Origin of the sequence: Haloarcula quadrata, assembly GCF_003634715.1 — an archaeon.
In the GTDB taxonomy this organism is placed as follows: Archaea; Halobacteriota; Halobacteria; order Halobacteriales; family Haloarculaceae; genus Haloarcula; species Haloarcula marismortui.
The window spans coordinates 3026643-3045958 of sequence record NZ_RBWW01000001.1 but is presented as its reverse complement, the minus strand read 5'-3'; the positions used below and the strand labels follow the sequence as shown (position 1 = coordinate 3045958).

Annotated in this window: 18 protein-coding genes and 2 pseudogenes; 10 read left to right on the top strand and 10 right to left on the bottom strand. The window is 62.9% G+C overall.

The genetic code is table 11. The features are described from left to right. Window positions 1–58: 58 nt before the first annotated feature. Window positions 59–337: a ubiquitin-like small modifier protein 1 gene (locus BDK61_RS15740; RefSeq protein WP_004963775.1), complete on the top strand. Its 279-nt coding sequence runs from the start codon at window positions 59–61 to the stop codon at window positions 335–337. An 18-nt stretch (window positions 338–355) separates the two neighbouring features. Here the strand turns inward: BDK61_RS15740 and BDK61_RS15735 are convergent. After that, window positions 356–1654: pseudogene (locus BDK61_RS15735) on the bottom strand (histidine kinase N-terminal 7TM domain-containing protein); the annotation flags it as partial. Window positions 1655–1721: 67 nt separating this feature from the next. Here BDK61_RS15735 and BDK61_RS15730 point away from each other — a divergent pair. After that, window positions 1722–2687 carry an IS1595 family transposase gene (locus tag BDK61_RS15730; RefSeq protein WP_121303712.1) on the top strand — a complete coding sequence of 322 codons (966 nt, stop codon included), beginning with the start codon at window positions 1722–1724 and terminating at the stop codon, window positions 2685–2687. 14 nt (window positions 2688–2701) lie between these two features. Here the strand turns inward: BDK61_RS15730 and BDK61_RS15725 are convergent. From BDK61_RS15725 to gatD, 3 genes and pseudogenes are all read right to left on the bottom strand, one after another. Then, a pseudogene (locus tag BDK61_RS15725) lies at window positions 2702–2965 on the bottom strand (histidine kinase N-terminal 7TM domain-containing protein); the annotation flags it as partial. 150 nt (window positions 2966–3115) lie between these two features. Beyond that, a complete protein-coding gene (locus BDK61_RS15720) occupies window positions 3116–4009 on the bottom strand; it encodes a GNAT family N-acetyltransferase (RefSeq protein WP_121303711.1) in 894 nt (297 codons plus the stop codon). Between the two features lie 93 nt (window positions 4010–4102). Beyond that, on the bottom strand, window positions 4103–5350 hold the full coding sequence (gene gatD / locus BDK61_RS15715) for a Glu-tRNA(Gln) amidotransferase subunit GatD (protein ID WP_121303710.1): 1248 nt from the start codon (window positions 5348–5350) through the stop codon (window positions 4103–4105). Window positions 5351–5545: 195 nt separating this feature from the next. Between gatD and BDK61_RS15710 the strand changes: the two genes are divergently transcribed. From BDK61_RS15710 to BDK61_RS15700, 3 genes are all read left to right on the top strand, one after another. Continuing rightward, window positions 5546–6145, top strand: a complete 600-nt coding sequence (locus BDK61_RS15710) for a DUF5789 family protein (RefSeq protein WP_011224806.1) — start codon at window positions 5546–5548, stop codon at window positions 6143–6145. A gap of 73 nt (window positions 6146–6218) precedes the next feature. Beyond that, the gene (locus tag BDK61_RS15705) at window positions 6219–6728 is read left to right on the top strand and encodes a hypothetical protein (RefSeq protein WP_121303709.1); all 510 of its coding nucleotides are present in this window, start codon (window positions 6219–6221) and stop codon (window positions 6726–6728) included. A 349-nt stretch (window positions 6729–7077) separates the two neighbouring features. Next, window positions 7078–8643, top strand: a complete 1566-nt coding sequence (locus BDK61_RS15700; protein WP_004963755.1) for a Na+/H+ antiporter NhaC family protein — start codon at window positions 7078–7080, stop codon at window positions 8641–8643. Window positions 8644–8676: 33 nt separating this feature from the next. Here BDK61_RS15700 and BDK61_RS15695 read toward each other — a convergent pair whose 3' ends face one another. The 3 genes from BDK61_RS15695 to BDK61_RS15685 all read right to left on the bottom strand — a co-directional run bounded on the left by BDK61_RS15695 (window position 8677) and on the right by BDK61_RS15685 (window position 11367). Continuing rightward, a complete protein-coding gene (locus tag BDK61_RS15695; RefSeq protein ID WP_004963752.1) occupies window positions 8677–9324 on the bottom strand; it encodes an ArsR/SmtB family transcription factor in 648 nt (215 codons plus the stop codon). Between the two features lie 69 nt (window positions 9325–9393). Continuing rightward, window positions 9394–10626 (bottom strand): hypothetical protein, encoded by a 1233-nt coding sequence (locus BDK61_RS15690; protein ID WP_121303708.1) that lies wholly within the window; start codon window positions 10624–10626, stop codon window positions 9394–9396. Window positions 10627–10722: 96 nt separating this feature from the next. Next, window positions 10723–11367: a DUF1405 domain-containing protein gene (locus BDK61_RS15685; protein ID WP_121303707.1), complete on the bottom strand. Its 645-nt coding sequence runs from the start codon at window positions 11365–11367 to the stop codon at window positions 10723–10725. A 149-nt stretch (window positions 11368–11516) separates the two neighbouring features. Here BDK61_RS15685 and BDK61_RS15680 point away from each other — a divergent pair, with 149 nt between their 5' ends. The 5 genes from BDK61_RS15680 to BDK61_RS15660 all read left to right on the top strand — a co-directional run bounded on the left by BDK61_RS15680 (window position 11517) and on the right by BDK61_RS15660 (window position 16148). Then, the gene (locus BDK61_RS15680; protein ID WP_121303706.1) at window positions 11517–11882 is read left to right on the top strand and encodes a DUF5802 family protein; all 366 of its coding nucleotides are present in this window, start codon (window positions 11517–11519) and stop codon (window positions 11880–11882) included. 515 nt (window positions 11883–12397) lie between these two features. After that, complete coding sequence (locus BDK61_RS15675) at window positions 12398–13063, top strand: helix-turn-helix domain-containing protein (protein WP_011224811.1); 666 nt, start codon at window positions 12398–12400, stop codon at window positions 13061–13063. A gap of 71 nt (window positions 13064–13134) precedes the next feature. Then, complete coding sequence (locus tag BDK61_RS15670; RefSeq protein WP_121303705.1) at window positions 13135–14028, top strand: Vms1/Ankzf1 family peptidyl-tRNA hydrolase; 894 nt, start codon at window positions 13135–13137, stop codon at window positions 14026–14028. Between the two features lie 75 nt (window positions 14029–14103). Continuing rightward, window positions 14104–15114, top strand: coding sequence for a DUF1611 domain-containing protein (locus BDK61_RS15665; protein WP_121303704.1), 1011 nt, complete (start codon window positions 14104–14106; stop codon window positions 15112–15114). After that, window positions 15111–16148: a dipeptide epimerase gene (locus BDK61_RS15660; RefSeq protein WP_121303703.1), complete on the top strand. Its 1038-nt coding sequence runs from the start codon at window positions 15111–15113 to the stop codon at window positions 16146–16148. The genes BDK61_RS15665 and BDK61_RS15660 overlap by 4 nt, the downstream gene beginning before the upstream one ends. Before the next feature lie 44 nt (window positions 16149–16192). On the opposite strand, the gene BDK61_RS15655 is transcribed toward BDK61_RS15660, so the two are convergent. The 3 genes from BDK61_RS15655 to BDK61_RS15645 all read right to left on the bottom strand — a co-directional run bounded on the left by BDK61_RS15655 (window position 16193) and on the right by BDK61_RS15645 (window position 19264). Continuing rightward, window positions 16193–16666 (bottom strand): peroxiredoxin, encoded by a 474-nt coding sequence (locus tag BDK61_RS15655; RefSeq protein ID WP_121303702.1) that lies wholly within the window; start codon window positions 16664–16666, stop codon window positions 16193–16195. Window positions 16667–16751: 85 nt separating this feature from the next. Continuing rightward, window positions 16752–18695 (bottom strand): ICP22 family protein, encoded by a 1944-nt coding sequence (locus BDK61_RS15650; RefSeq protein ID WP_121303701.1) that lies wholly within the window; start codon window positions 18693–18695, stop codon window positions 16752–16754. 56 nt (window positions 18696–18751) lie between these two features. Further along, entirely contained in the window at window positions 18752–19264 is a 513-nt protein-coding gene (locus tag BDK61_RS15645) for a gamma carbonic anhydrase family protein (RefSeq protein WP_004963719.1), read from the bottom strand. Window positions 19265–19316 lie beyond the last annotated feature (52 nt).

Sequence of the window (19316 nt, the reverse complement as noted above, 5' to 3'; positions counted from 1 at the left end):
CCGGACCGGACACACCGTGGTCCGGAACCCTCTTTTGCCGGACGCTCGGAATACGGCTATGGAGTGGAAACTGTTCGCACACCTCCGGGACGCGGCTGACGGCCAGTCGGTCAGCGTTGATATTGAGGGGGACGCCACGGTCGAAACGGCGCTCGACGCGCTGCTTGCGACGCGACCGGCGCTCGCTGAGGAGGTGCTCGACGAGAACGAAGAGTTGGCCGACCACATCCGGGTGCTCGTCGACGGTGAAGACCCGTTCGCCGCCGGCGAAGGGCTGGCGACGGCAGTCGATGAGGAAACGGAACTGGCGCTGTTCCCGCCGGTCAGCGGCGGTTGAGACGGATCGTTGGCCGGGTCAGCTTTCCACCGGTCGCGCCACTGTCACGTTCGAGATGACGACGCGAACGCCGTCCTGATATTCAGTATCGAGTGTCACGTCCCAGCCGTGGGTCCGTGCAAGCATCCGCAAGTTCGGGAGCGTCATCCCGGCCGCGGCGTCCGGTATCGCGCCGCCGTACTCGAAAAAGGCCTCCGACGCTGTCTCGCCCGCCGGGGTCCCGTCGTCGGTGATGACGATCTCGTCGGCCTCCCGCGAAACGGTGACCATCGACGCGTCGTTGTGTGCCGCGAACGTGAACCCGCTCTCGAAGAGGTCCCGCAAGCGTGTCGGGTCGGCGATGACCTGTCCCTCCACGTCGGCCGCCATGGTGAGCCCGTCAGTGTCGGCACGGTCCCAGGCTCCTTCGACGACTGGCTGGAGGTCGACAGGCATTGTTTCGTCGATCGTCTGCCCATGTCGAGCCAGCGTCGCGAGTCCGTCGACGATTTCGGACATCCGGTCGGCTGTCTCAGACGTTGACTGGAGGGATTCCTTCGCCAAGTCGACGTCCCCGCGGTTCAGGGCGTCGCCGGCGGCGGAGACGCGGCCGGTGACTATCTGGAGCGTGTTCAGCAGTTCGTGTCTGATTGCAGTGGCGAACCCTTCCAATTGCTCGTTCTGCCGGTCAAGTTCGCGCCGACGCCGCTCGCTCTCGGTCACGTCGGTAAACACGAGCATCCGACCGATATCGACCTGGCCCAGTGAAAACGAGGTGTCGCTGACGAGGTAATACTCCGCTCCGCCACCTCGGTTTCGTTCGAGAATCTGCTCGTCCGTCTGCAGTATCTCCGTGACGGCCGGCAACACCGTCTCAAGATTTTGTCCGCGGCTCCCGGATAGTGCTGGGAAGAGCCGCTGTGCCTTGCCGTTTGACTCCTTGATGTGGCCGTCATCGTCGAGATACACCACGGCATCATCGACGCCGTCGGTCAACTGTACGGCGAGAAACGCTTCGTCGTACACGTAGAGGACACCGAACGCGAACAGTGCCACGCCAAGCGGTTCGTGGTTGATATCGAGGAGGAAATCGCTGACGTACCCGACGATATCGAGCGTCACCGGGAGCGCGGTAATACCGACGAGAACACCAAGCGGGCGGGTGTCGTAGTCGGCTTCGAGGAACAACTCGAACAGCATGAAGAAGCCGACAGTGACGAGCGCATAGGAAAGCCCCGTCACGACCCAGTGGAACAAACCGTGTGTGATCGCCAGATGCGGGAACGGGTCGGCGACGAACCGCGTGGCGAAGTAGAGCCCGTGCAGCGGATTGGTCAGCGGCTCTTACCGAACTGAGTGAAACAGTACCCCGAGAATTACAGCATCCCGCCGTAGGCTAGTTGCTATGTACAATCAAACAGCCTTCGGCGGGATGCTACAGGATATTGTTGAGCTCACGTCAATAGTGTTGCGCCCAGAGCCGCTCGATAAGGAAATCGAGCGGCGCTGTAAGCAGGCATGGGAACAAGCTCCTTGCCCGGAGTGTGGTGAAACCGCCATCCAGTCCGGGGACGGCAGTCCCCGGGTCTGGTGCACCAACTGCCGCTATGTCTTCTCCTACACCCGCAACACGCCCTTCGAAGGCCGCACTCTCTCTCCTGGCGAAATCGTCATTGCGTTCGTCCTCTATGCCGACACACTTCTCAGCATCCACCAAATCACCCAGCTCTTCGAAGCGGTCTACGACACGGTTCATTCCACGATTCGAGAGGTAGAAGCCGCCTTCCAGCGCGGCTTCTACCTCGTCTGGGAGCGCATCCAACACGCTATCGACGGCCCAACTCAGATCGACGAAACCGGCCACAAGTGCTCTGGTTACAAGGGACAGACGCCGCCGCGGGATGGGCTTTCCCGCGGCGGCTCTGGGGAAGGGGGGCGATCACGGTGGGAAGGAGCACCTGGCGATACCATGACGCTGATCGGTGCCTGTCGTGATGTACTTCGTGTAATTCGCGCCGAGCCAGGTGCTCAACCGGAAGAACTCAAACCAGCACTTGATGAGGTAGAGATTCTCTCAGGGAAACTGGATGAGGTCTGGCACGACGGGTGGCGCGGGTACGCGCCACTCGTCTACAAGAACGAGCAGACCGTTGTTCACTCCGAAGAATTTGTCACTGATGACGGCGTCCACATCAACCAAGTCGAATGCCTCTGGTCGCTAGTGAATCCATGGCTACAGAAGTTCCGCGGCCTCTCCAAGCCTGGATTGGAGCAGTCCGTCCGAACCTACGGGTTCGTACGGACGTTAAACCTCGCTGGAGCACCACTACACGGCCTTCTTGACTGCTTCGTCGTCAACGTGTTTCGCTGAGTTATGTAAGAGCCGGTCAGCTTTACGATGACGATACTGAGATACGTGCTCACAGCGACCACACGGTACGACCTGTTCCGGTGGAAGGCCCGACCGGTGTACGCCGAACAGAAGTACAGCCACGCGCCGACCGTCGCAAGCCCGACGATGAGGCTGCCGAGGTAGAACGCGTACCCCAGCGTCCCGGGCGTGATCAGGAAGCCGAGCTCCAGCGCCGCCCAGCCACCGCTACAGACGAGGAGTCCGACCATCCCTCGGCGGGTATCGGGGTCTTCCATGCGAGTCGCTCTGTAGAGCCCGATACCACAACCGACCGCCGCGAGAGCGTACGCCGCGACATACGCAAGAAACGCTGGAGGGCTCCCGAACAAATTCATCTACCCATGGTATGGGGAGTATTTCTATGAGTGTTGTGACCGCGTTATCGGTTATGATAACTCTTCGAGGCCGTCTATCTCGAGCACGAAGTCCGGGCACTCATCGATGTTCCCGCTGGCGTACGCGGCCTGGGCGACGTGGCGCGGTGTCTCGGGAATGAGTACCCGCGTTCCGTCGACGCCAAGGGTCGCTGCGTCGGCGGCTATCGCAGTGAACAAGGCCCGTGCAGCGTCGACATCGCTCCACACTCCGACTGCGTACTCCGCAAGTTGCTCGCCGTCAGCGTCTGTCGTTCGGACCCGACAGGCCATCCCCTGTGGCCCGTCATCCCCGACAGTGAGGACAGTCTGGTCGGCCGCCAGCCGGTCGAGTGTTTCCCGCGTCAGCGTCGAGAGCGCCCAGCTCTCCCCACTGTCGAGCGCAAGCCCGGACAGGACACCTCGGCCATCGCTCTCCTGCCAGTAGCGCCACGCTGTCGTGGGGTCGTTCCGGACAGTCATTTCGGGCGTCTCGTCCGCCGGATCGGGGTGCGCCCAGCGGAACGACGTGACCGCTTCGAAGCCAGCAGCCAGCGACTGGCCGAGCCCAGCCTCGTTCCAGGAAAACACCATGCTTCGACCGACTGACGCGCCGGCATCGGCCGCCCATTCGATGAGGTGCTCGGTCAGCAGCGACCCGAACCCCTTCCCCCGGTGATCCGAGTCGACACGCATGCCCTGGAACCATGCCTCAGTCTCGGTGAGTATGACGGCCTGCGCGAGGCCGACGGCGTGGCCGTCAACGTCGACGACGAGGGTTTTCCGGTTGGGGCCGTCATCGTCGACCCAGTCACGGAACACGTCGGGGATGTAATCAGCCATCGCACGGTCGGCCCAGACATCGCTGGTCAGGTCCACAATATCGTCGTAGTCGTCGTGACGAGCCGTCCGAACAGTCGGCGACATACCGGGAGACTCGCCCGCGACAATAAAAAAGAGGCGCTCCGATGGCGAGGTCAGTGTTTGCACCGTGACCGAGCCACTGCGCCAGTTCCAGTGCTACAACCAGGGCGTCGAGCGCTGCTGAATCTCGCCAGCAAGGGGCTCCTGCATCGTATCGGCTACGTCGTCGCTGTTTGCCAGCGCCCACATGAGCTTGACCTTCGCTGTGCCGGGGAGCATATCCTCGCCCTCGATGACGCCGGCGTCGAGCAGGTCCCGACCGGTGTCGTAGACGCGGTCACAGACCCGGCCTTCGAGGCACTGGCTGGTCATGACAAGCGGGATGTCCAGTTCCTCGATGGTCCCGATCCAGTCGGTGTTGACGTGACCGAGCCCCGTCCCTTCGATGACAATGCCTTCGCTGCCTTCGGCGGCGGCTTCAAGCAGTGACGGGTCCATCCCCGGCGAGAACTTCAGGAGTTCCACGTCCGTCTCGATGTTGTCATGCAGTGCTAGGTCGACGGCGTCCCGTTCGGTGTACTCGCGGTGGAACGTGACAGTGCTCTCGCCGTCGATGTCGTAGTCGACCTCGCCGAGTGGCTTCGCGCCGACGGTCTCGAAGGCGTCCCGGCGCGAGGTGTGGTTCTTCCGGACGCGAGTGCCCCGGTGGAGCGCACAGCGGTCGTCGGACTCATCGGCGTGCATACAGACCAGCACTTCCGCACAGTCGCTCGTCGCAGCCTCGACAGCGGAGACGGCGTTCATCACGTTATCAGAGGACGGCCGGTCCGCCGACCGCTGGCTGCCCGTGAACACGATCGGAACCGGCGTGTCGAGCATGAACGACAGCGCCGACGCGGAGTGCTGCATCGTGTCGGTGCCGTGCATGACGACGATACCGTCCGCCCCGTTCTCGATTTCCTCGTGGACTGCCTGCGCAAGGTCCTGCCAGACTGCCGGGGTCATGTTCTCCGAGAGGATATTTGCGACGACGCGGCCGCGGTAGTTCGCCATCCCGGCCAGGTCTGGGACCGCCCGTAGCACGTCCTCGGCGTCGAACTGGGCTGTCACTGCCCCGGTCCGGTAATCGACTGTCGAGGCGATGGTTCCGCCAGTGGAAATAAGAGAGACCGTCGGGAGGTCATCGTCAAATTCGATTGCCGACTGGCTCTGTTCGTCCTGTGCGCTCTCGACATCGTACACATCCGACTCCAGCACGTCGATAGACGCATCTTCGCGGTCGATGCCAACGTTGTACCCGCCGTCGAGTTTGACGACGAGGTGGTCGGGCGTACTCGATGGGAGCAACACGCCCTCGTATGTCTGGGCCGCGCGTTCGACGCGGACCCGGTCGCCTGCGTTCATGGGCGGCACTTTCCGCCGGTGGGACTTGAACCCACTCGTTTCGGCGAGCGCGCTCGACCATATGCTGGACCTGCCGACTGGGCGGCGACTTCGGTGTCCACCGCGGTTGCACTCCGAGGCATCGCCATTTGTTACGCTGGCTTTCAAGCGGTACCGGACCACAATGTTATCTCACTCGACATTCTTCTAACAGGTATGGCAGACAACAAGAACGGCCGCGAAGCCCAGGCCCAGAATGAGGAGCGTCGCCAGCGGGAGCGTGCTATCGCCGAGGAACTCAAGCGCGCGGACGAACCTGAGCCGCCGGTTGACCCGACGGAACTCGCGTACTTCGAGACAGAACTCGAAACGCTCGAATTCCCGGCGACTGCGGCTGAAGTGGTCGCTACGGTCGGCGACCACGAGATCGAGTCGGCCGACGAGACGTACACTGTCGCGGACCTCCTGCCCGATACAGAGGTCGAGTCTTTCGACTCGCCAGCCGAGGTCCGGGCCAGAGTCCAGCGACCGACGGTGGCCGAGGCGATGAAACGCGTCGTGGCGGCCGCCGACGAACACCAGAGCGCGTCGTTCGGGGCCTCACAGCGTGATGGCTACGAGCGGACGTTCCGGGAGCTACAGGCTATCGACGCGGATGACGACGACGAGGGCATTCGGGCCATCGCCGACTGGATTATTGAGCACATTCACGAGAACGAGAAGCTTCCCGGGTCCCGCGACGTTCGCCGTGAAGCGGCGGAGTTCTGCCGGTCGAACGGCTACTCGGTTCGCAACGACGAGTGGCTCGGCATCTGAGCGCCACACCATCGTATCCCTGACTGCCGGCAGACCCCACAAGGACCATACTACTCGCGGTCCCACACTCTGTATGGCCGAACGAACCGAGGAGCGGACCCGCGACGCGGACGCGAAATCGGGCAGTGACCCCGGCGTCGATGTCGGCACGACCGAGTCGGTCGAGACGGACGTTGCTGTCGGGGAATCGCGCGGCGCGGAGTCGTCTGTCACCGAAACGTCCACGACAGACAGCGGCAGCTACTTTTCACTGCGGGCGCTGCTGTTCGCCTTCGGCGCGGTCGGCGGCGGCATGGTGCTCGGCGGGCTGATACCGCTCGTCCCGTTCACTGAACTGGTCGGCATCCTGCTTGGCGGATTCGTCTACGGACTGCTCGCCAGCGAGCGCCGATACGCCGAACTGGGGCTGGCGGGTGGTGTCAGTGGCGGTGCGACGGCTGTTCTGTCTCTCCTCCCCCAGCTCGCCGCAGGATTGAGCGGGACCAGACTGTTCGCTATCGCCGGCGGTGTCGGTCTCGTGCTCGCGCTTGTCGGGCACTACTTCGGCCGAGACCTTCGCAGCGGACTCACGAAAGACCTGTAGCTCTCTCGACGGCAGATTCGGGTCAGTGCCGCGACCGCCTTTCTGGCTTACTGCACTGTATTCGATGGTCCTCCCGTCCGATGCCGCATATCGGTTGCCCGGCCAAACGATGTCGGTGTTTTCGCGGTAGCCTGCCTACAAAAGTGCCCGATAGCAGTATCGCCGTGAACGGACTTCCTGTCACGTAATATCGACTGTACTGGTCTTGTCATATGGTGGTAAAATAAACCTATGTCTCCAGAATATCGGCCTATATCTGACCATCTGATTCACTTTCCGGCGTTTCTATCACAGTGTCTTGAGTTGATAACGCTTATAACTCTCGTATGTAAATCCCGGAATAGAACGCATGGCACCAGAAACGTACGGGCTTATCAGCCTGTTTCCGGCGATGCTCGCCATTGTACTGACGTTGTTCACTCGCCAAGTACTGCTCTCGCTGTTTGCAGGTATCTGGATCGGTGCGACGGTTCTCGTCGGCTGGAACCCGGCCGCCGGAGCCGCTCGAAGCCTCCAGTTTGTCGTGGATAACGTGACTGAGCCGTTTAATGTCAAACTGCTCTTGTTCACGTTCCTTATCGGGGCAATGCTGGGGATGATCTTCCTCTCCGGCGGGATGAATGCGCTGGCGTCACAGATGGTCAAGCGCATTCGAACCCGTCGGCAGGCGGCGCTTGGCACGTCGCTACTGGGGATGACGATCTTCGTCGACTCGTACGCCTCGACAATGATTACCGGGTCGGTCATGCGGCCGATCACCGATAAGTTCGACATCAGTCGCGAGAAGTTGGCGTACATCCTTGACTCAACCACTGCCCCGACCGCATCGATATCAGTTGTCTCGACGTGGCTCGGATTCGAGGTCGGCCTCATCGCCGAGCAACTGACCACAATTGGGGTGGACCGAAGCGCGTTCCTGCTGTTCCTCGAATCGATTCCCTATCGGTTCTACAGCCTGCTTGCACTTGCAATGGTATTCATTGTTGTCATCGCCGACCTCGACTTCGGCCCGATGGCGGAGGCCGAACGCAGAGCCAGAGAAGAGGGGAAGGTCCTCGGCGACAACGCCGACCCGCTGATGGAAACACAGGAAGACGATATCGTGACGCCCGACCACGTTGAGCCGCGGTGGTGGTACTTCGCCGCGCCAATCATCGCACTCGTGGGGGTAACCGGGTTCTCGCTGTACTACTCCGGCGGTGGATTCGCTGGCCGGGGCCTTACCGACGCGCTGTCGAACGCGGCCACTGCGGATGCCATCGTCTGGGCCTCGTTCTCGGCCTGTCTGGTCATTTTGACCATTCTCGTCGGGCACGCACGAATCGCAGTTGACGAAGTGAGCGACGCTATCTTCGAGGGGTTCAAGATGGTGATGTTCCCCGTCGCGGTGCTCTCGCTCGCGTGGTCTATCGGTGCCGTGAGCCAGGCACTCGGTGTCGGTCCATACGTCATCGCCATCAGCGAGGGAATTATCACGGCTGGGATGTTGCCCGCCGTCATTTTCGTCAGCGCGGTGATTATCAGCTTCAGCATCGGCACGTCCTGGGGGACGATGGGTATCCTGTTCCCGGTCGCAATCCCGCTCGGACACGCGCTCGGTGCGCCGCTGGCACCGGCTATCGCGGCGATTCTGACCGGCGCGCTGTTCGGTGACCACTGTTCGCCGATCTCGGACACCACGGTGATGTCGAGTATGTTCGCCGCGAGCGACCACGTCGACCACGTGAACACCCAGATTCCCTACGCGGTGCTGGCCGGCATCGTCGCAACGGGACTGTTCCTGATGGCCGGCTACGGCGTCCCGGCGTACATCGCGCTTCCGATCGGACTGGCCGCTGTCGGGTCCGTGACGTACCTGCTCTCAGAACAGTTGTCCGTCGAGGTCCCGAGTTCGTACGGGTCGAAAGCGGACTGAGACGGTCCGCTTTCTGAAGTGCTGTCGTCTCGTCTAAACGATTTCCCAGCCGTCGTCGGTCCGCTCGACCACGTTATCGTCCGCGAGTCGAGTGAGTGCTTCCTCGACGATCTCCGGCGGCGCTTCGATCTCTCTGGCCAGCGCCGGCACCGTGTCGATACCGTTTGCGAGCCCGCTGACCAGTTCTGCGTACAGTCGTCCGTCGCCGTTCTCGAAGCCGGAGTCGATGCGGTCCCGCACGTCCGTCAGACGGGCCTGCACCCACCGCTGGGCCAGCGACAGTTCGTTCTCTAGCTGCTGGAGATGCTCCAGTTCGCGTGCCAGGTCGTGAAAATTCCCGCCAGCTTCCTCGCCTACATCTATCGAGAGGTGACGGCAGGAGGGCATCTCGAACTCGGGATTTGCCGGATAGGCGCTCTTGGTGCCGAACTCATAGGGAGAGACACGGACCTCCAGACGGAGGTTCCGGGCGATAGAGAAGTACTTCCGGCGCTGGTCGTCTGTCCGGGAGTCGATGAGCCCGGCGTCTTCGAGCTTCTGGAGGTGGTCGATGACGGCTTTCGGGCTAACGCCGATGTATTCGCTGATTTCGGTGACGTAGCAGGGTTTGTGTGCGAGTAGTTTGAGAATCCGCCGGCGGTTGGCGTTTCCAAGGAGATTGAGTAACTCGGCGGAGTCCATCGACACGTAGGTAGCGGGTCACGGTTCAAAAGGGTGACTCTCGTCGGGCGGTTTGCTAGCGTCACCTGCCTACGATAGCTGGTCTATCCACGACGCGCCCTGTGAGCCGCTGTTGCCGCTCCCCTGACCGCTTCCGCCATTACCGCTCTGTCCGCCGTCTTTCCCCTGCCCACCATCATTTCCGCCGCCATTTGCGTTGTCGTTGTTACCGCCGGACGCGCCGCCAGAATCATCAGCACCGTTACTATCAGAGGTGTCGTCAGCACCGTCACTGCCAGAATTTCCGTCAGAGCCATCGGCACTGCCACTGTCAGAACTTCCGTCAGAGCCATCGGCACTGCCACTGTCAGAACTGTCGTCCGAGTCCGATGTACCGGCTGAATCATCCTCCCCACCACTGTCGGCTTCATCTGAACCGCTGTCGTCTCCTGCGGTATTGTCGCCGCTGTCACTGCCGTCCCCATTCCCGTTGCCTTTGTCGTTGCCCTGTTCAGCCCCGTTTCCCTGTGTGGACTCCCCGGTTTCGTTTCCGCTGTCGTCAGGCCCGTCGTCCGGTGGCCCCTGGTCGCTCTCGTTTCGTTGTTGTCCGGGTGCGTCAGCAGGCGGTCCCTGTTCGCTCTGGTTTGCACCCCGTTCGGACGTGTTGGCTGGTGGTCCCTGTTCGCTCTGGTTGGTTCCAACGCCGTCCGGCGGCCCCTGCTCACTTCGGTTGACTCCGGCGTCGTCCGGTGGCCCCTGATCATCCGGGCCGGCGGTCTCTGGCGGTCCGGCGATGCCGCGAGCAATCGATGCGACCTGCTGACCGGAGAGCTTGCTGGCGTTCTGTTTCAGGCGCTCCAGTGCGGTGTTGTTCACACCGGTCTGTTCGGCGGCCGTGTCAGTGTCGTTGATGGCGGTCTGCAGGCCCGCGATTTCTGTCGTGAGCCGGCTTCGCTGCGCCACGTAGGCTTGCTCACTGATATTTCCGTTTTCGTATCGCTGTTCAAGCGTGGCGTTGCGCTCCTGCAGTCGTTCGAGTCGGCGCTCAAGTGAGCCGGTTCGGTCCGTGACCAGTTCGGCTCGTTCGGTTCCGTTGGACTGGTTGTATGCCGACCGCCACATCCCGTTTTCCACTGTGTCGTTCGCGGCGGCGGAGTTCGACTGCAAGAACGCAGTGAGTTGCGCTCCCATCCCGCTGGCAGAGTTGTTCTGCGTGGCCACTGTCTCCGTCGCGGTCTCCTGTGCTGTCACGGCCGGGAGGCCGACAGCGACAGTCCCGACGATGACCAGCACGGTGAGGAGCGTGGCCTGGCGTGGGCTCATTCCTATCCCTGCCTCTGTCCTCCCTCATCAAAAAGAAACGCCTTCGTTCGCGTCGTTCATCGACGCCTGAGACCCCCTCAAATAGTCCAAGAGTGTTTAAGCTGTCTTTTTACTCGGCACTTGCATCGGCAGCAGCCGCCAGGCGATTCCCACCGATAGCACCGAAAGTGCGACGGTCGCGAGCGGCAACACCACCCCTGGGTCGTATCGCAACGGCGGATGGTAGCCCAAGCCGTAATCGAGGACGTCGTTAGCGAGTGCCAGCACCAGCGCAGTCACGAGCGCGCCCTTCGTCGTTCGGGCGTAGTGTGGGACTAACAGTCCCTCGGCGACGAAGCCGAGGTGGGTAATGATGATGCCGAAATACGCCCACGGAGCCGGGAAGTAGGCGTCGAAGCCGATGTTTAACGCCACGACAGTCCACAGCCCCATCTTGACCAGCCAGACCAGCGCAATCGTGTGGAGGTACGCGAGCGGCACCGTCAGCGGAACCTCGTCGAGCGACTTGCCGAGGAATGGCAGGAGGGTCGCTACCGACAGCGTCATCAGGAACAGCGCGGCCGGCGAATCGGCGTACAGCGGCCAGAGAAACGTCGACACTTCGGGCATTGTTTCGACGTAGAACCGGACGCCAACGAGCATCGCGACAGCGTTGACAACCAGCAGCCACACGAGACTCGGCGTCTGTTCCAGATAGTACCGCGCGTACCGACGTGGCAACGGCCCCCGCTGCTCGCTCATAGGTCGACTCGGGGCCGGCCGTGGCAAAGCCCTGTCGGACGGGAGTCGGCATCGGGTCACCGGCCCCCCGAATCCGCGCTGTTTGCACGACGGCAAAAGGTTGCCGGCGAACACTTATGTATGTGAGTGTCACACATACACTTGCACCGATGTTCGAACAGTTTTCGCGGGGATACTACCTCGGCCGCCTCTACGTCGAACGGAGAGACGACGCGGCGGCCGCGATGTGTCGCGAGCAGCACGAACGAGTGAACGAACAGTTGTACGCCTCCGGAGACGGGGTTGAGCGCACAGACTATCCGCTGGTAATGAAACTCGGTTCCCAGCATTTCGCCGTCCACGGGGACGAAGAGGTCCCGGCGGACACACTCGTCGTTCCCGAACCGATGCTCGAAGACGCCAACGTCCGGAACCCGCCCAGCCTCGAAGAAGTGTTTCTGGCGAAAGCGGACCACGCCGCACAACTGCTCTCTATCTCCGAGGGGACGCCGACACTGCCCGACACCGCTGTCTGAGGGGGCACAACTCCGTTTTACTGTCTTTTCTCCGTCCACCGAGTGGGCGAAATGCTTGAAACGCGGGATAAGTAGGTTATACGCTTAAGCTACAGACCAATGCGGTTCAGGGGCTTCTAGTTCCCTGTATGTCACAGCGAAGTCACACCGACAACTGGGACAGCGCTACAGAATCCAAATTCTACCTCCCCGCCGGGGTCACCCCGTCGTCCGAAGCCAGTTGGTCCGAGCGGCTCTGGGCCATGCTATTCAATCATCGCGTCTGAGTCGGCGACATCACTGCACGGGAACCCCTTGCCCAGCGGGCGAGTCCCTCTCTCAAGCCGACCTGCACAGACGGGAAATAAAATCCGCATTGCCTCCGTACTCAGAACTCACGACCAACCGACTCAGTTAAGCCACCGCACGACCACCTTCACTCAGTAACGAGAATTTGAGACAAAGCTGCCACAGACATCTCGAACGAACACTGTAATTGCACGTTTTGCCACACTCACACCACTACCCTACAACTAATGACCGATATCAAGGCGGTCGTCCGGGTCGAGCACCCTGACATCGTGCTTACAGAGACCGTGACCCACGCCCCAGATTCGAACGTCAGGTCCGTGTCAGAGGCGGGTACGGACCCGACGTCGGGCAGGTTCTTTTACCATATCGAATCGCCTGATTTCCAGCAGTTCGAGGCCGGGTTACAGAACGACAGCACTATCGGCGAATTCGAGCGCGTCATCGAAACCAGAGACAACGAGGCCATCTACAGCTTTGAGTACACTGACGAGGCGAAGATTCTCTCTCCCGTCATCTCATCCGCGAATGGGGTTATCCTCGACATGGAAAACGACGGGAGCGCATGGATACTGACGATATGGATGCCAGAGCGAACGGCTCTCGCTCATCTCTGGGACTATGCTCAAGAGAACGACATCGACATCGACCTGCTGCGCGTGAACGAATACGCCAGTCTGGGCAACACGGATGCGGGGTTGACTGATAGCCAGCGGGAAGCGCTTCTCGTCGCACTCGAGACGGGGTATTTCGAAGAACCACGGAACGCGACCCTCAGCGACGTTGCCGCCGACCTAGACATCTCTCAGCCTGCGGCCAGCGGTCTCCTTCGACGCGGCATCAAGCGGCTCATCATCTCCTCGCTGAGAGATGACGACGGACCGCCGAACTGAGCGGGAGCGTTCCGATGCAGCGACGGTTCGGGAAGTCACTTTTAAGCCCGTCCCCGTCTGCCATCCAGTCGATGCTTGACCGGTTGCTGGGACGGGCGTCGCTGAAGGAGCGAGTAGCCGAACTTGAGGAGGCAAACCACCACCTCGAACGACAGCTCGACGCCGAGAAGGAGCGCCGCGCCGACGCAGCGACCGAGCGCCAGCGGGCCGAGGCCGAGGTCAATCGGCTGGAGGACCGCGTCGCCGAACTTCAGGACCGAGTCGAACGCCTGCAAGACGAGGAGGGAGAATCGACGTTCCGAGCCGAGGAAACGCTCAGTCGGGCGCGACTGAGTGAGGTCCTCGACCGGCTGGAATCCGTCGAGACAGAACCAGAGGGGGTCTTTACCGCCTACGTCGATGCGGAGCGCTCCCTGCCGGGTCCAGTCCGGGACGCCTTCGGTGACCGCGCGTCGCTGGTCGCCAGCGCCGCACCGTGTCTCGCAGTCACCGACGACGCCGGCCTCCTGTCGGCGTGTCTGTCCGTCCCTGCGCCGCCGTCGCCGTTCACCGGGTGGGCCGACACGGTCCAGCTGGAGCGGTCGTGGTTCGAACCGACCGGCGAGCACGTCGTCGCGCTGGTTCGCTCGGACCTGTTCGCCATGGGCGAGTACGACGGCCGGGAGCAAACTGCGTTCCACGGGTTCGACTCGGAGCTAAAGAGCCAGCACTCCAAGGGCGGCTTCTCACAGAGCCGGTTCGAGCGGCTCCGGGACCAGCAGATCGACTCCCATCTTGACCGCTGCCGGGCCGCTATCGAGGAGGTGTCCCCCGACCGGCTGTACGTCGTCGGCGAGGGGTCGGTTATCCACGAGTTCGAGGACCTCTCGACGGCGATGAAACCAGTCGACGCGACTGGGGAGCCCGACGCAGCACTTGACGATGCCGTCCGGTCACTGTGGACCGTTCGGTTGCGCGTGCCGTAGTTTGGGCCCTGTTCATTCCGGCACCCTCGGTGCCGGTTCCGTAGCTTTTTCGCGGGGCGGTGATTCTGTCCGGCCATGGCCGTAGCCATCTTAACACACGACGCCTTCCCCGACCGAGCCAAAACGGCCGTCGGGCTGTTGCGGTACGGTGACCGAACGGTACGCGCGCTTATCGACCGCGAGCGGGCCGGCCAGCGCGTCCACGACTCGCTGCCGGACGTACAGGACGCGCCAGTCGTCGCATCGATGGCCGACGCACCCGAGGTGGACGCGCTCGTCATCGGCATCTCGCCTATCGGCGGTGAGTTCGACGAGTCCTGGCGTGAGGATGTCCGCACGGCGCTCGAACGCGGCTGTGACGTGTATTCTGGACTGCACGACTTCTTGGCTGACGACGATGAGTTCGCCCGCCTCGCCGCGGAACACGGCGCTGAACTGCACGACCTGCGCAAGCCGCCTGAAGACCTGACCGTGGCAGCGGGGACCGCCGGCGACGTGGACGCGACAGTCGTCACGACCGTCGGGACCGACTGCTCGACGGGGAAGATGACTGCCTCGTTCGAGATTCGCGATGCGGCGCGGGAACGCGGCCTTGACGCCGCTGTCGTCCCGACCGGCCAGACCGGCATCGCCATCTCCGACCGGGGTATCGTCATCGACCGCGTCATTGCCGACTACGCTGCCGGCGCGGTGGAACGGTTGGTCGAAGAAGCGCAGGCGGCAGACCTCCTCGTCGTCGAAGGACAGGGCGCGCTGGCCCATCCGGCCTACTCGGGTGTGACGACGAGTATCCTCCACGGGTCGGTCCCGGATGCGCTCGTCATGTGTCACGAGGCTGGCCGGGAGGCCATCCACGGCTACGAGTCGTTCGATATTCCACCGCTCCCCGAGTACGTCGATATCTACGAGCGTCTGGCCGCCCCAATCTCTGATGCGTCCGTCGTCGCGGGCATGTTGAACACGCGCCACCTCGACGACGATGCGGCCGCGGATGCTGTTGCAGAGTACAGCGCCACTCTGGATGCACCGGCGACTGACCCGGTCCGCCACGGCATCCCCGACGAGGTACTGGACGCCATCCTATGAACTGGACCGTCGACCGCCACGACCTGCCGCTGTCGAACCCATTCGGCATCTCGCGGGAGACCAGTGAGACCAGCGAGACCGCCACAGTCGAACTCACCCACGAGGGAACCACCGGCATTGGAGCCGTCACGCCGTCGGCCTACTACGACGAGAGCGCCCAGTCGGTGGCTCAAACGCTGCCGTTGCTCTGTGAGACCGTCGACGGCATCGGTGACCCACACGCCCAGCAACGCATTGAGCGGGACCTCGCCGAGCAAGCGCCGGACCAGCCAGCCGCTCGGATGGCACTCTCTATCGCCGTCCACGACCTCGCCGCTCGGCAACTGGACCTGCCGCTGTACCGCCAGTGGGGGCTCGACCCCGACGCGGTTCCGCCGACCACCTACACGGTCGGCATCGACTCGCCCGAGCGGATGGCCGAGAAAGCAAGGCAGGCGGCCGACAGCGGCTTCGGCCATCTGAAGGTCAAACTTGGGACTGGGGACGACCGGGCGCGGCTGGACGCGGTCCGGGACGCGGCCCCCGATGCCGAACTACGTGTCGACGCCAACGCCGCCTGGACTGCACAGGAGGCTATAGACAATGCGGACTGGCTTGCCGACGCTGGCGTCACGATGCTGGAACAGCCGGTTGAGGCCCACGATATCGACGGCCTCCGCCGCGTGACCGACGCGACCGAAATCCCCGTCGCCGCCGACGAGTCCTGCGTGACTGCGTCGGACGTGCCGCGGGTCGCTGACGCCTGTGATATTGTCAACGCCAAACTCGTCAAATGCGGCGGCCTCCGGCCCGCAACCCGACTGCTCAACGCCGCCGACGCCCACGGCCTCGACCTGATGCTCGGGTGTATGGTCGAGTCCAACGCCAGTATCGCCGCGGCGGTCCACCTCGCACCGCTTGTCGACTACGTTGACCTCGATGGTGCGCTCTTGCTGGCGGCAGACCCCTACGACGGCGTGTCGCTCGACGGCGACGTGTTCGACCTCACTGCAGTATCGGCCGGCACCGGGGTCCGGCGGATGCGAGATGCGTAGCTGCGAAGTCACACAATAAAAAATCAGGTTCGGCCGACGACCGCTTACGCCGACTCGGCGGCGTCCAGCAGTTCGTCGTAGTCCGGCTCGTTGGTCGGGTCATCGGCGACCCAGCTGTAGGCGACTTCGCCGTCGTCGTCGACGACGAACACGGCGCGGTTTGCGACGCCGAGCAGCCCGAGGTCTTCGATGTTAATTTCGAGACCGTAGTCCTGAATCGCCGACCGGCCCATGTCGCTGAGCAGGTCGAACTCCAGCCCGTGCTCATCACGGAAGGAGTTCAGCGAGAACGCCGAGTCGGCGCTGAGGCCGAGGACCGTCGCGCCGGCGTCGTGGAAGTCACCGAGGTGCTCCTGCAGGGCGACCATCTCGTTGGAGCACGGCGGTGTGAACGCGCCCGGGAAGAAAGTCAGCACGACCGGCCCGTCGCCTAGGTGGTCGCTCAGTTCGAAGTCCTCTACCTCACCGTTCGCGATTGTCGCCGAGATGTCCGGCGCTGTGTCGCCTGTGGATACCATCACCCGAATATAACGGCGTCATCCGAATAAATACCCGCCATCCGGCAGGGGACTCCCGGACTCCGCTCTACCAAGTGCCGGCCGCTCACAGCCACTCCTCGAAGGAATGGTGCTCACGACTTGCCGCAATGTAGTCCCGCTGCATTGACTGGATGGCTGTTGAGAGGTCGTCGCCGTCATCAAGATACTCACGGACGCGAGCGATCTTCCAGTCGCTTGGGGTCATGCCGGCATCGTAGCGGACCTCGATAGAGCCGAGGTACTCGTCGATGCGGGCCTCCGAGATGTCCTGTTCGGCCAACCCCAGACGAGCGTACTCAAAAACCTCGTCGTAGATGGCGTCGTGGTCGGCCGTTCGCTCGCCCTGCGCCGTCACCCACGAGAGGTCGGCCTCTAGACCATCGTCCGCAGCGTTGTAGAAACTCCGCCGGGCCTCCTGCCAGGGCAGTTCCGCAACAGGGTGGTCGGCGACGACAAGGCCGCGGATGAGGCCGACCGTCAGCGCCTGTAGCCCGATCATGTCCTTGGCGTGGGGCTGGGTCGGGAGCGGGCGATACTCGATGCGGAGCGACTTTTCAGTGCTTGCCCCGTCGACGGGGGCTCCGCCGACGACACAGCGGAGCCAGCGCCAGTAGGTCCCACGCTTGTGGTCGAACTCCCAGAAATCGTCTTCGAATTCTGTCCGGTCGTCATCGTGCAGGAATTCCCGCAGGAACGGCGCGAACAGGTCGTCGTCGACGACGCGACCGACGACATCCGTCGTGTCGTCGAGGTCTTGCGGGACTCGGACCTTTGGGTTCTCACTGGTGTTGACCGACTGTTCGAAGGCCGCGATACGGAGTTCGTGATGGGTGGTCTCACAGAGCCACTCGCCGTCGGTGTCACCGTACATATCGGCGGGGAGGAACGGCGAGTTCACCGATAGCGCGAGCAGTGGCCCGAGCGTCCGTATCGCGGCGTTGTAGTACTCGGGGAACGCCTCGGCATCCGGAACCTGAAGGTGTGGCTGGATCGAGGTGGCCAGCGACTCGAACAGAATCGTCGGGAACGACCCGCTGTGCCCCGGCACGTCGAAGTTGATGCTGCCGCCAGCGTGGTCCAGCGCTTCGTTGTCTAGTGCCACGTATCTGGGAGCCTGCCGCATGTTGTCCGCGAGGACGACCCCGTCGTTCATCTCGTGCGCCGAGAGATACTCTTTGCTGCCTTCCTCGGGCGGAATGGTCCACATCGCGTCAAGGACGAGTTCGCAGTTGTGCTTGCTCGCCTGCTGGCGGGCCTGTTTCGTCTGCATCTCTACTGCCGTCGTCTGGACCTCCATTCCGGTCTGGTCGAAGCTGTTCGGTTTGGTGTTGACTTCGGCGTTGTGCAGACCCAGTTCCTTGTTGGCCTCGCCCTCGAACACCACGTCGGGCAGGCGGGTCAGTCGCCCTTCCCAGTCTTCGGGGTCCATGTACGGCTCGTCGTCTTCTTCCTCGACCGACGACTCAACGGCCGACTCGGCCTCGTTTTCGGGTGTCTCAGGTTCGTCGTCGGCCAGCGGGCTGTCCGGGTCGATGTCGAGCGACGGCCCCTCCCCGGGACCAAACGCGTCGTCGGACTCGTCAGCGGCGTCGCCGGTGTCTTGATCCAGTGACTCATCTCCAGCGGGTTCCAGCGGATCGCCCTCGTCTGGCTCCAGCGACGCCCCGCCGCCGTTTGGCTCCAGTGATGCGCCACCGCCGTTTTCGGGCTCCGCCGGCGCGTCGAGCGACCCGCTCCAGGCAGCCTCGCTCGATCCGCTCAGGTCGTCGTTCAGGTCCGCCTCGGTGGCTTCCTCGCTGTCTTCCGCATCGTCCGGTTCGGGCGGGTCCGGCTCGGCGTTGATGGCGTACAGCTCGATCTCCAGGCCGACGGAGAACGCCTCGTTGTCGAACTCCCCGGATTCGATGGCTCTTCGGAGCTGCATCGCCTGCTCGTCGACCCGCTCAGTGAACGCCGCGGCAGTCTCGTCAGCGAGCGACCGGGTCACCAGGTCGACGATATCGTCCATGCACGGTACTGTGTGTGTTCTTCCATTATAAGTGACCCGTCGTGTCCGGCGTGACGTTACTCGAAGAGGTCCTCGTGGCGAGCCGCGAGGTTGGCGTAATCGCCGGAGCTGAACGCTTCGAACACTTCGTTGGGGTCGATCGTGGTCTCGGACAGCGGCGTCACTGTGGCCGGGCTCCCGCGGACAAAGGACTCCGCGGGCACCTCGTAGCCTGGTGGAACAACCGTCCCCATCGCGACGATAGAGCCCTCGCCGATGGTGGCGTCGCTGACCGTCGAATTGAACCCAACGAGCGCCCCGTCGCGTACATGGGCGTCGTTGAGGACGGCTCCGTGGCCGACCATCACCTTCTCGCCGACGGTCGAGGCGTGGACGATGGCCCCGTCACCGATCGCCGATTCGCGGCCCACCTCGACGGGGGCCACGTCGCCGCGCAACACGACACCGGGCCAGACGTTCGCGTTCGGGCCGATGGTGACATCACCCACCAGTGTCGCCTCGCGGCTGACGTGGGCGTATCCGTGGATATCTGGCGTGGCTCCTTCGAAGGCGTACTCTCGGCTGTCCATACTGCCACCATCGTGTCGGCGGCTCGAAAAGATACCGGTCAGAACGGGGTGC